6 protein-coding genes and 1 pseudogene are annotated in these 12,761 nt (G+C 57.3%); all 7 read left to right on the top strand.

Annotation, left to right across the window (positions count from 1 at the left end):
- The first annotated feature begins 82 nt into the window (after positions 1 to 82).
- On the top strand, positions 83 to 5,035 hold the full coding sequence (locus ACQG22_RS17295) for an alpha-2-macroglobulin family protein (RefSeq protein ID WP_102752273.1): 4,953 nt from the start codon (positions 83 to 85) through the stop codon (positions 5,033 to 5,035).
- Between the two features lies 1 nt (position 5,036).
- A complete protein-coding gene (pbpC, locus tag ACQG22_RS17290; protein WP_038420379.1) occupies positions 5,037 to 7,364 on the top strand; it encodes a peptidoglycan glycosyltransferase PbpC in 2,328 nt (775 codons plus the stop codon).
- Between the two features lie 88 nt (positions 7,365 to 7,452).
- On the top strand, positions 7,453 to 9,831 hold the full coding sequence (locus tag ACQG22_RS17285; protein WP_222168702.1) for a DMSO/selenate family reductase complex A subunit: 2,379 nt from the start codon (positions 7,453 to 7,455) through the stop codon (positions 9,829 to 9,831).
- A pseudogene (locus ACQG22_RS17280) lies at positions 9,828 to 10,457 on the top strand (DMSO/selenate family reductase complex B subunit). The gene ACQG22_RS17285 and the pseudogene ACQG22_RS17280 overlap by 4 nt, the downstream one beginning before the upstream one ends.
- The gene (locus tag ACQG22_RS17275) at positions 10,450 to 11,238 is read left to right on the top strand and encodes a dimethyl sulfoxide reductase anchor subunit family protein (protein WP_222168703.1); all 789 of its coding nucleotides are present in this window, start codon (positions 10,450 to 10,452) and stop codon (positions 11,236 to 11,238) included. The pseudogene ACQG22_RS17280 and the gene ACQG22_RS17275 overlap by 8 nt, the downstream one beginning before the upstream one ends.
- Positions 11,238 to 12,113, top strand: coding sequence for a 4Fe-4S binding protein (locus ACQG22_RS17270; RefSeq protein WP_222168704.1), 876 nt, complete (start codon positions 11,238 to 11,240; stop codon positions 12,111 to 12,113). The genes ACQG22_RS17275 and ACQG22_RS17270 overlap by 1 nt, the downstream gene beginning before the upstream one ends.
- Positions 12,114 to 12,237: 124 nt before the next feature.
- On the top strand, positions 12,238 to 12,669 hold the full coding sequence (ndk, locus tag ACQG22_RS17265) for a nucleoside-diphosphate kinase (RefSeq protein WP_003860625.1): 432 nt from the start codon (positions 12,238 to 12,240) through the stop codon (positions 12,667 to 12,669).
- Positions 12,670 to 12,761: the final 92 nt, after the last annotated feature.

Here is a 12,761-nt window from a genome sequence, read left to right as displayed (position 1 = left end):
ATGGACTTTTTGTATTAACGAAACTTGCGGATAATACTTATCCGGAAGACGACCAACAGGCTCCATGGGCCAGGGACAAAGGATGAAACCGTTTCGCTTAGCCGCGCTCTCTCTTGCGCTGCTCACCACGTTTACGCTTGTCGGCTGTGATAACAGCGACGATAAACCTCAGGCTGCGGCTCCCGCGGCATCTACAGCAACCACACCAAAAGCGGCCGAAAAGCCAGACGCTGACAAGCTGGCAAAACTGGCGGCACAAAGTCAGGGCAAAGCGCTCACTCTGCTTGATGCCTCTGAAGTGCAGCTGGACGGCGCCGCCACGCTGGTGCTGACATTCTCTGTTCCACTAAATCCGGATCAGGATTTCTCGAAAACCGTGCATGTCGTGGATAAGAAAAGCGGCAAGGTTGACGGGGCGTGGGAACTGGCGCCGAACCTGAAAGAGCTTCGTCTGCGCCATCTGGAGCCTAACCGCAATCTGGTCGTCACCGTGGAACGCGATCTGCAGGCGTTAAACAAAGCGACTTTTGGCATCGACTACGAAAAAGCCCTGACCACCCGGGATGTCGAGCCGACGGTCGGGTTCGCCAGCCGCGGGTCACTGCTGCCGGGGAAAGTCGTGGAAGGCTTGCCGGTCATGGCGCTCAACGTCAATAACGTGGACGTGAACTTCTATCGCGTGAAACCGGAGTCGCTGGCTTCATTCGTCAGCCAGTGGGAATACCGTAACTCGCTGACCAACTGGGAATCTGACAATCTGCTGAAGATGGCCGAGTTGGTTTATACCGGTCGTTTCGATCTTAACCCGGCACGCAACACGCGTGAAAAACTGCTGCTGCCGCTGAAAGATATCAAGCCGCTCCAGCAGTCGGGCGTCTATATTGCAGTGATGAATCAGGCAGGGCACTACAACTACAGCAATGCCGCCACGCTCTTCACCTTAAGCGATATTGGGCTGTCCGCTCACCGTTATCATAACCGTCTCGATATCTTCACCCAGAGCCTGGAAAACGGTGCGGCGCAATCCGGCGTAACCGTCACGTTGTTAAACGATAAAGGGCAGACCCTGGCTGAGGCGAACAGCGATGCCGACGGCCATGCAAAGCTCGAAACTGACAAAGAAGCCGCGCTGATCCTTGCCAGTAAAGATGGCCAGACTACGCTGCTTGACCTCAAGCTGCCGGCGCTCGATCTGGCGGAGTTCGACATTGCCGGTAGCCCGGGCTACAGCAAACAATTCTTTATGTTTGGCCCGCGTGACCTCTATCGCCCAGGCGAAACGGTGATCCTGAACGGCTTACTGCGCGACAGCGACGGTAAACCGCTGCCTGCGCAGCCGGTGAAGCTGGATGTGCTTCGCCCGGATGGGCAGGTAGCGCGTACCGTCGTCGTCCAGCCGGAGAATGGTCTCTATCGCTTTAACTATCCGCTGGACAGCGGGGCGCAAACCGGCATGTGGCATATCCGCGCCAATACGGGCGATAACCAGCAGCGTCTGTGGGACTTCCACGTCGAAGATTTTATGCCAGAGCGTATGGCGCTGAATCTGAGCGGACAAAAAACGCCGGTTGCACCGCAGGATAACGTCGACTTTAACGTGGTGGGATATTACCTCTACGGCGCACCGGCCAACGGTAATGCCCTGCAGGGGCAGCTCTTTTTGCGTCCACTGCGTGAAGCGGTTCCGGCGCTGCCTGGCTTCCAGTTTGGCGATATCGCCGAAGACAACCTGAGTCGCAGCCTGGATGAAGTGCAGCTTACGCTTGATGAACAGGGGCGTGGGCAGGTCTCTACGGAAAGCCAGTGGAAAGAGGTGCATTCTCCGCTTCAGCTGATCCTGCAGGCCAGCCTGCTGGAATCAGGCGGTCGTCCGGTGACGCGTCGTGCTGAACAGGCTATCTGGCCAGCAGCCGAATTACCGGGTATTCGTCCTCAGTTCGCCAGCAAGGCGGTGTATGATTACCGCACCGATACCACCGTTAACCAGCCTATTGTCGATGAAAACGGCAACGCCAGTTTCGACATTGTCTATGCCGATGCCAGTGGGGCGAAAAAGGCTGTTTCCGGATTACAGGTGCGCCTGATCCGCGAACGCCGCGACTACTACTGGAACTGGTCAGAAAGCGATGGCTGGCAGTCCCAGTTTGATCAAAAAGATCTCATTGAAGGCGAGCAGGAACTGACCCTCAAGGCCGATGAAACGGGCAAAGTGACGTTCCCGGTAGAGTGGGGCTCCTATCGTCTGGAAGTGAAAGCGCCTGATGACATGGTCAGCAGCGTACGTTTCTGGGCCGGGTACAGCTGGCAGGATAACAGTGACGGCACGGGAGCCGCGCGCCCCGACCGCGTGACCCTGAAACTGGATAAGCCTTCTTACCAGCCGGGTGACACCATCCAGTTGCATATCGCCGCACCTGCCGCAGGTAAAGGCTATGCGATGATCGAATCCAGCGAAGGGCCACTGTGGTGGAAAGAGATCGACGTTCCGGCCAACGGACTGGATCTGTCTATTCCGGTAGACAAAGCCTGGAAACGCCACGACCTCTATCTCAGCACGCTGGTGGTTCGCCCTGGCGATAAATCCAAATCCGCCACGCCGAAGCGGGCGGTTGGCCTGCTGCATCTGCCGATGGGGGATGAAAATCGCCGTCTGAATATCGCGCTGGATAACCCGCAAAAAATGCGCCCTAACCAGACGCTTTCCGTGAAGGTAAAAGCCAGCGTGAAAGAGGGCCCGGTACCACAGAAAGTGAACGTGCTGGTCTCCGCGGTGGACAGCGGCGTGCTGAACATTACCGATTACGTCACGCCGGATCCGTGGCAGGCCTTCTTTGGTCAGAAGCGCTATGGCGCGGATATCTACGATATCTACGGCCAGGTGATTGAAGGCCAGGGACGTATGGCCGCGCTGCGTTTTGGTGGTGACGGCGATGAGCTTAAACGCGGCGGTAAGCCGCCGGTGAACCATGTCACCATTATCGCCCAGCAGGCACAGCCAGTGACGCTTGATGCGAATGGTGAAGGGTCCATCACACTGCCAATTGGAGACTTCAACGGTGAGCTGCGTCTGATGGCGCAGGCCTGGACGGAAGAGGATTTCGGCAGCAGCGAAAGCAAAGTGATTGTGGCCGCGCCGGTCATTACCGAGCTTAATACGCCGCGCTTCCTGGCAAGCGGCGATACCTCACGGTTGACACTGGATCTCACTAACCTGACCGATCAGCCGCAAACGCTAAATGTGGCCTTAACCGCGACCGGCAAGCTGTCGCTGGAAGGGGCGCAGCCGCAGCCTGTCAAACTGCCACCGGGTGCGCGCAGCACGCTGTTTATTCCGGTGCGTGCACTGGAAGGTTACGGTGACGGCGAAGTGACGGCGCAGGTAACAGGACTTCAGCTGCCTGGCGAGACCTTCGCTCCGCAGCAGAAGAGCTGGAAAATCGGCGTCCGTCCTGCGTTCCCGGCGCAGACGGTGAATACCGGGGCCATGCTGAACCCGGGTGAGTCCTGGACTGCGCCAGGGCAGCATATCAACGGCTTCTCTCCCGCTACATTGCAGGGACAACTGCTGCTTAGCGGCAAACCGCCGCTTAATCTGGCGCGCTATATCCGTGAGCTGCAGGCATATCCTTATGGCTGTCTTGAACAAACCACCAGTGGCCTGTTCCCGTCTCTCTATACCAACGCGTCACAGCTGAAGGCGCTTGGCATTAAAGGCGACACGGACGACAAACGTCGTGCTGCCATTGATATTGGCATCTCCCGCCTTCTGCAGATGCAGCGTGACGACGGTGGTTTTGCGCTCTGGGATAAAAACGGTCCGGAAGAGTACTGGCTGACTGCCTATGTCACTGACTTCCTGGTGCGTGCCGGTGAGCAGGGCTACAGCGTGCCGACGGATGCGGTCAATAATGCCAATAGCCGACTGCTCCGCTACCTGCAGGATCCGGGCATGATGTCCATCCGCTACAGCGACGATACCCAGGCCAGCAAATTTGCCGTGCAGGCCTATGCCGCACTGGTACTGGCGCGCCAGCAAAAAGCCCCGCTGGGTGCGTTGCGTGAAATCTGGGATCGTCACGGGCAGGCGGCTTCCGGTCTGCCGCTGATGCAGCTCGGTATGGCACTCAAACTGATGGGGGATGCCCCGCGCAGCCAGCAGGCGCTGGATCTTGCCCTCAAAACGCCGCGCAACGACAGCAGAAACTGGATGGCGGATTACGGTAGCGCGCTTCGTGATAACGCGCTGATGCTCTCCCTTCTGGAGGAGTACAAGCTGCTGCCGGATGCGCAAAATACGCTGCTGAATGCCCTGTCTGAACAGGCCTTCAGCCAGCGCTGGCTGTCTACGCAGGAGAGTAACGCGCTGTTCCTGGCCGGACGTTCGCTACAAACTCTGTCCGGAGCATGGCAGGCGGAAACCTCACTCTCGGGTAGCGCATTGAGCGGTGACAAGGCGCTGGTGCAGAATATGAATGGCGATCAGCTTGGTGCGCTGCAGGTGACCAACACCGGCACGACACCGCTGTGGGTGCGTCTGGATAGCACCGGTTACCCGGACTCAGCCCCTCAGCCATTCTCGAATGTTCTGCAGATTGAACGCCATATTCTGGCAACCGACGGCAGTTCGAAATCGCTCTCTTCGCTGAAGAGCGGTGAGCTGGTGCTGGTATGGCTGGAAGTGAAGGCCAGCCAGAACGTGCCGGATGCGCTGGTGGTGGATCTCCTCCCGGCGGGTCTGGAGCTGGAGAACCAGAACCTGGCAAGCAGCAGCGCCAGCCTGCAGGACAGCGGCAGCGAAGTGCAGAACCTGCTTAGCCAGATGCAGCAGGCGGATATTCAGCATATGGAGTTCCGCGACGACCGCTTTGTGGCCGCAGTGCCGGTAAACGAAGGGCAGCCGGTTACGCTGGTTTATCTGGCGCGCGCCGTGACGCCGGGAACGTACCAGGTACCGGTGCCGCTGGTGGAGTCCATGTATGTTCCGCAGTGGCGGGCAACGGGTGCGGCCAGTGGCCCGCTGATTGTTGTACCGTAATATGTCAGTTGCACGTCTGATACGCTCCCGCTGGCTGTGGCTGGCGGGGGCGCTTCTCATTTTATGGGGGCTGATTGTCGCCGCCGACCGCCTCTGGCCGTTGCCGCTGAAAGAGGTTAACCCCGCCCGGGTGGTGGTGGATGAGAAGGGCACGCCGCTCTGGCGTTTTGCCGACAGCGAAGGGATCTGGCGTTATCCGGTCACGATTGAAGAGGTCTCTCCTCGCTATCTTGAGGCCCTGATCCAGTATGAAGATCGCTGGTTCTGGGAGCATCCAGGCGTGAATCCTTTCTCTGTGCTGCGCGCTGCCTGGCAGGATCTGACGTCCGGTAAGGTTGTCTCCGGCGGCAGTACACTGACCATGCAGGTTGCGCGTCTGCTGGATCCGCATCCGCGCACCTTTGGCGGTAAAATTCGTCAACTCTGGCGGGCGATGCAGCTTGAATGGCATCTCTCCAAGCGCGAGATCCTCACCCTCTACCTCAACCGCGCCCCGTTTGGCGGGACGCTCCAGGGAATAGGTGCCGCAAGCTGGACCTATCTGGGTAAACCGCCATCACAGCTCAGCTATTCCGAAGCGGCCCTGCTGGCGGTGCTACCTCAGGCCCCCAGCCGTTTACGCCCGGACCGCTGGCCAGCGCGGGCGGAAGCGGCGCGCAACAAAGTGCTCGACCGGATGGTAACGCAGGGCGTCTGGTCAGCCCGACAGGTTAACGAATCCCGTGAAGAGCCGGTATGGCTGGCTCCCCGGCAGATGCCCCAGCTGGCGCCGCTCTTCGCACGCATGATGCTGGGAAAAAGCCGTGATACCAAAATTGTCACCACTCTGGATGCCGCCTTACAACGGCAGCTGGAAGAGCTGGCAATGAACTGGAAATCCCGCCTGCCAGCGCGCAGTTCACTGGCGATGATCGTCGTGGATCATACCAATATGAAAGTGCGCGGCTGGGTCGGTTCGGTGGATATTAACGATGACACCCGCTTCAGCCATGTGGATATGGTGAATGCGATCCGATCCCCGGGATCGGTACTGAAACCTTTTATCTACGGTATGGCGCTCGACGATGGATTGATCCATCCCGCTTCGCTGCTTCAGGATGTTCCCAGGAAAACCGGTGATTATCGTCCCGGTAACTTTGACAGCGGATTCCATGGGCCGGTGAGCATGAGCGAAGCGCTGGTGCGCTCCCTTAATCTGCCTGCCGTGCAGGTGCTGGAGGCGTACGGGCCTAAGCGTTTTGCCGGCATGCTCAGCAACGCAGGGTTGCCGCTTATTTTGCCTGCGGGGGCGCAGCCAAATCTGTCGTTGATCCTGGGCGGGGCGGGAGCGCGGCTGGCAGATATTACTGCTGCCTACAGCGCTTTTGCCCGCCACGGTAAAGCGGGAAGGCTGCGCTTACAGCCAGGTGATACGCTGGTTGAACGTCCGCTGTTGTCACCCGGCTCGGCCTGGATTATTCGCCGTATTCTGGCGAATGAAGCCCAACCGTTACCGGATAACGCACTGCCGCAGGTTGCACCGCTGGCATGGAAAACGGGCACCAGCTACGGCTATCGCGATGCCTGGGCCATTGGCCTGAATGCGCGTTACGTGATTGGCATCTGGACAGGAAGGCCGGACGGCACGCCCGTGGCGGGACAGTTTGGTTTTGCCAGTGCCGTACCTCTGTTAAATCAGGTGAATAACCTGCTTCAGTCGCGCTCAACGATAGACGAAGCGCGCCTGCCACGCGATCCGCGCCCGGAAAGCGTCGGGCGAGGCGTGATCTGCTGGCCTGGCGGGCAATCGTTGCCGGAGGGCAGTGAAAACTGCCGTCGACGCCTGTCGACCTGGCTGCTGGAAGGGAGTGAGCCGCCGACGCTGTTGCTGCCGGAGCAGGAGGGCATCCGCGGGATCCGTTTCCCGATCTGGCTGGATAAAACTGGCAAACGCGTGGCGGCAGATTGCCCGGATGCCACAGAGAAAGTGCTGGACGTCTGGCCGCTGCCCCTGGAGCCGTGGCTACCGGCAGCGGAAAAAAGAGCGGCACGTCTTCCTTCTCCCTCAACGGTTTGTCCACCGCTGGATGATAACAATGCGGCACCGCTAATGATTTCGGGTGTCAGAGAGGGGGCGGTCATTAAGCGTCTGCCGGGTGAGGACAATGTGACAATTTCCGTCACGACCAGCGGGGGAGAAGGGCAGCGATGGTGGTTTTTAAATGGCGAGCCTCTTGAACATAAAAATCGGAATTTTTCAATGCAGTTATCTTTGCCCGGTAAATATCAATTAGTTGCCATGGATGAGGCCGGGAAATTGGCTACGCTTAATTTTGAATTAAGCCGCTAACCCCTACTCCCTATTAATTAGCTTGATAATAATCAATGTTCGTTCCTGCGAAAAAACGAGAATGCGTTTTTATTTGAAGGAATGAGCAATGACAAAAATAAAAAGCCAGGGAGACGGCCTTTTACCCGCTGTATCCCGACGTCAGTTTATTCAGGCCGGGTCGGCGCTTGCTGCCCTGCCGTTTGTCGCCCGCGTTGGCAAAGCAGAGTCGAGTGAAGGCACCGCTGCACAAGATGAGCCTGCGGAAAACATTATTCAGACCTGCAGCACATTTGACTGCGGGGGGAAGTGTGATATTCGGGCCCACGTCAACGATGGCGTGGTGACCCGAATTTCTACGCGCCCGGATAATGAGCTGGATCCGCAAATGCCGGTGATGCGCGCCTGCGTTCGTGGCCGGGCTTACCGGAAATTTGTTTACCATCCTGACCGTTTAAAATATCCGATGAAACGCGTGGGTAAGCGCGGTGAAGGAAAATTTGAACGTATTTCGTGGGATGAAGCTACCACGCTTATTGCCGAACGGTTAAAAACGATCACGCAACAATATGGCGCAGCCTCGCGCTATGTTCATGTGGGTACGGCGGTTTCCGGGGGCACCTTTTCCGGGGATAAGATGGTCCGTCGTTTGCTCAACTTAACCGGCGGATACCTTGAAAGCTATCATTCGGTCAGTATGGGCAATACAGCTGCCGCGACGCCTTACACCTACGGCACCGCCGCCAGCGGCAGTTCGCTGGATACACTGCAGGATACCCGGCTGGTGATCCTCTGGGGTCATAACCCAACGGAGACCATTTTTGGTCACAGCAACCACTATTTCCAGAGGATGAAGCAAAACGGCACGCGTTTTATCGTGGTCGATCCACGCTATTCAGATACCGTTTCATCCCTTGCCGATCAATGGATCCCCTTATTACCGACGACCGATAACGCGCTGATGGACGCGATGATGTACGTTATCGTCACGGAAAACCTGCACGATCGCGAATTTATTCAGCGCTATACGCTGGGCTTCGATGAAGCCTCAATGCCTGAAGGTGTGCCCGCCAACGAGTCTCTTGTCGCCTATCTGACCGGTGCGAAAGATGGAGTGGTGAAAACTCCCGAATGGGCAGAGCAAATTACCCATGTGCCAGCGCAGACCATCCGGCAGCTGGCACGCGACTATGCCACAACAAAACCTGCCGCGTTAATTCAGGGCTGGGGTCCACAGCGCCACAACTGCGGCGAACGCACTGCGCGTGGCTCTACGCTGCTGGCAACGCTGACGGGCAATGTTGGCGTAAAAGGTGGGTGGGCTGCAGGATATGGTGGTTGTGCCAACCGGAAATTTGCGGTCGGTCCTGACATGCCGGATAACCCGGTCAAAGCAAAAATATCGGTGATGAACTGGGTTCAGGCCGCTGACGATGCCTCACAGGTCACACCGGATGTCGGCCTGAAGGATGCTGAAAAGCTCGACAGTAATATCCGCATTCTGTTTTCTCTGGCGGGTAACTATCTTGCTAACCAGAACCCCGATCTGCATCAGGCGACACGGGTACTGGAAGACGAGTCGAAAATTCAGTTCATCGTGGTAAGCGATCTCTTCATGACGCCGAGTGCCCGCTATGCCGATCTTCTGCTGCCGGAAACCAGCTTTATGGAACGCTGGAATATCGGTGAAACCTGGGGGACCGCAAGCTATCTGATCCTCTCGGAAAAGCTGATCAAACCCGAATTTGAACGCCGTTCAGACTATGACTGGCTGCGCGAAGTAGCCGCTAAGCTGGGTATCGAACCGGCCTTCAGCCAGGGGCGGGATGAAAAGGCGTGGATTGAACACATATGGGAGCAGACACGCCTGGCGATGCCAGAGGAAAACTTGCCTGACTTCGCGACGCTGCAAAAGACGCGGCAACATCTCTTCAAAAGCGCACCGTATGTCGCTTTTGAGGACAATATTCGCGACCCGCAAAATTATCCTTTCCCGACGCCATCCGGAAAAATTGAGATCTTCTCGAAGCGTCTTTACGACATGCATCACCCGGAAATCCCTGCGCTGTCGCATTACGTGCCAGCCTATGAAGGACCGGAGGATGAACTGGCGAAGACGTTCCCGCTACAGCTCATTACCTGGAAGGGGAAAAACCGCGCCAACTCCACTCAGTATGCCAACCCATGGCTGATTGAGGTTCAGCAGCAAAAGTTATGGATTAACCCACAGGACGCGCAAAAACGCGGTATTGCGCAGGGAGATACCGTGCGTATTCACAATGCACGGGGGATATGTGAAATCCCGGCCGAAGTCACGCCGCGCATCATTCCTGGCGTTGTTGCCATGCAGGCTGGCGCCTGGTGGCAGCCGGACGAGCGGGGCATTGATAAAGGTGGCTGCGCGAACGTGCTCAGCTCCGCCCGCATTACCGCACTTGCGAAAGGGAATTCTCATCAAAGCATGCTGGTGGAGGTCGCAAAAGCATGAGTCAGTTTAAACACTACGCGCCGGTGAGCGACAAACAGCTGGGCTTCTATATCGACTCATCCCGCTGCTCGGGCTGCAAGGCCTGCCAGGTGGCGTGCAAAGATAAAAACAACCTTGAACCCGGGCGTCGTTTCCGTCGCGTGTACGAAATCAACGGCGGGAATTTCATCCCAACCGGCCAGGGCGGCGTCAGCAATAACGTTTTTGCCTACACACTTTCTGTCTCCTGCAACCACTGTGCGGATCCTGTCTGCACCAAAAACTGCCCGACCACCGCGATGCATAAGCGTCCGGGTGACGGCATCGTGCGCGTCGATACGGATAAGTGCGTCGGCTGTGGATATTGTGCGTGGTCATGCCCCTATGGCGCGCCGCAGCTCAACGAGCAGACCGGGCAGATGTCCAAATGCGATTTTTGCGTGGATCTGCAGGCGAAAGGCGAACAGCCTGTCTGCGTGGCAACCTGTCCCCTTGAAGCGATCAAATTCGGGCCGATTGATGAACTTCGGGCGTAATACGGTGTGGTCTGTGACGTGAAGGGATTGCCTGATTCCTCCATCACCAAACCTAACCTGGTGATCAAAGCACATCAGGGCGCAGAGAAAGAGGGGACACGTCATGCATGAGTTACCGTTGCTGATTTTTACCCTGTTCCTTCAGGGATCGGTAGGCGTTACGCTCTGGCTGGCGCTCGGAGGCGCGCAGGCTTCGCCGCGTAACGCGCTGCTGCCTGCTGCCGGGGCATTCGTGCTGGCCTGCCTGGGGCTGCTCGCCTCGACGCTGCATATGGGCTACCCGCTCAATGCTCTCAACGCGCTGCGCCACGTATCCAGCTCCTGGCTGAGCCGTGAGATTGTATTTGCCAGCCTTTACCTTGCGGCGCTTGGTCTTGCGACGCTGCTGATGTTCGCGAAAAAACCAGGCTGGAAGCCGCTTCTGGCGGTGGCGGGGCTTGTCGGGCTGGTGGACGTGTTCTGCATGGCGCAGATTTATATCCATACGTCGGTTGTCACCTGGCAGCACATCAACACGCTGGTGCTGTTCATCGGCTCGGTGGGAATCATTGGCTCAGCCTGCGTGGCCGTTGGGGCGCCTTCCCGGATTAACCTGCGCGCGGCGGTTGTGATTATTACGCTGCTGGTGCTTGTGCGTCTGGTGACGCAGCCCGTCTGGCTGGCCGACATTACAGCCATGGACAACACCGTGGTGACATTCCCTCACGCTCCGTTACGGATGCTGGAGCAACTGCGCACGGTGCATCTGCTGAGCTGGTGCGTTTCCGTTGCGGGCATGCTGTGTTTTGCCGCGGGCGGTCTGAAGGCCGCGCGAGGCCCGGTGCTGCTGGGCAGCGCATTACTGATTGTGGGTGAGCTAATGCTGCGCTTCGTTTTCTTCAGTATTGGCTGATGGCCGGATTAACGCTTATCCCGGCGATGGACGTGACGCATGCTTGCGTTCGTCGCCGTTTCCGCCATGCCTCCTGCCACGCCTGTGCGGACGCTTGCCCTGTGCAGGCGTTCTCTTTTACGGACTCGGGCGTTCTGATTGATGACAGCCGATGTATTGAATGCGGTGACTGCCTGTTTGTCTGCCCAGCCGGAGCCATTACCGGCATCGTACCGCGAAAACGCTTTTTGCGTGGAGATACGCTTGTCGGGCCGTTTGCGGAACGCGCACCTGGAGTGAATGAGCTGCTACTGTGGCACGCGCAATACCGCGTTCGTTTTATCAGTATTGAGGTGGAGCACCATCCTGACTGGCTGCTGGCGCTTGCCCGGCTTAATCTTACGCTTCGCCGACGCGGTGAAGCGGCGTGGGCATTTAAGCTCATCCCGCACAACGAGGTGAATCTCGCCCGCCGTGCGCTAATGCACGTTCACCGTGAGGATGTTCGTGCCTGTCGCGTCATGCCCGGCCTGCGTGAGTTGCGAAGGGCTTTTCCCGCCTTTAGCGAGGCAGAGATCGCTCTCGACGCCGGAAAGTGCGTGCTGTGCGGGGCGTGCTGGCGAAGCTGTCAGGAAAAGGCGATTCGTTTTGAGAGCGCCAGTCTGAGGGTGGAAACCGAATATTGCACCGGTTGCGGTGGTTGTGAAGCGGTTTGCCAGCATGCGGCGATAAAAGTGACACGAACAGAGGGAATAGCGAAAACGGTAACCATGCCCGCATATGAGGCCAATTGCCAGACGTGCCGTCGTCGGTTCTGGTCATTTACGCATGAAGAAAAGCAGTGCCCGCTCTGTTTCCACCATCACTACGGGATGCGAAATCTGTCCTGTTGCTAATCTTCGTCTCATTTTAAAAAAATGTTATGTATAACCATAGGCAATGGCGCTATTGCTCTTTATAATCCGCGCCACACCATACTCAGGTATGCAAAAACAACAGAACATTTTACAGAGGTTATCAATGGCTATTGAACGTACTTTTTCCATCATCAAACCAAACGCGGTGGCAAAAAACGTTATTGGCAGCATCTTCGCTCGCTTTGAATCAGCAGGGTTTAAGATCGTTGGCACCAAAATGCTGCATCTGACCGTTGAGCAGGCTCGTGGTTTCTACGCTGAGCATGAAGGTCGCCCATTCTTTGACGGTCTGGTTGAGTTCATGACCTCTGGCCCGATCGTGGTATCCGTGCTGGAAGGCGAAAATGCGGTACAGCGTCACCGTGACCTGCTGGGTGCAACCAACCCGGATAACGCGCTGGCAGGTACGCTGCGCGCTGACTACGCTGACAGCTTCACCGAGAACGGCACCCACGGTTCTGACTCTGTTGAATCTGCAGCGCGCGAAATCGCTTTCTTCTTCGCAGAAGGCGAAGTGTGTCCACGTACCCGTTAATTTAACGGTTTCGTTTACACATTATTTTCGTAAATGCCACGTGCAAACGTGGCATCCCTGCGCCAGACTTTGTACAATGCAACGCCCCGGAC

The organism is Enterobacter cloacae complex sp. 309I3 (assembly GCF_050031595.1).
GTDB classification, from domain to species: domain Bacteria; phylum Pseudomonadota; class Gammaproteobacteria; order Enterobacterales; family Enterobacteriaceae; genus Enterobacter; species Enterobacter cloacae.
The sequence above is the reverse complement of the archived record's forward strand: the minus strand, read 5'-3'. Positions and strand labels throughout refer to the sequence as shown.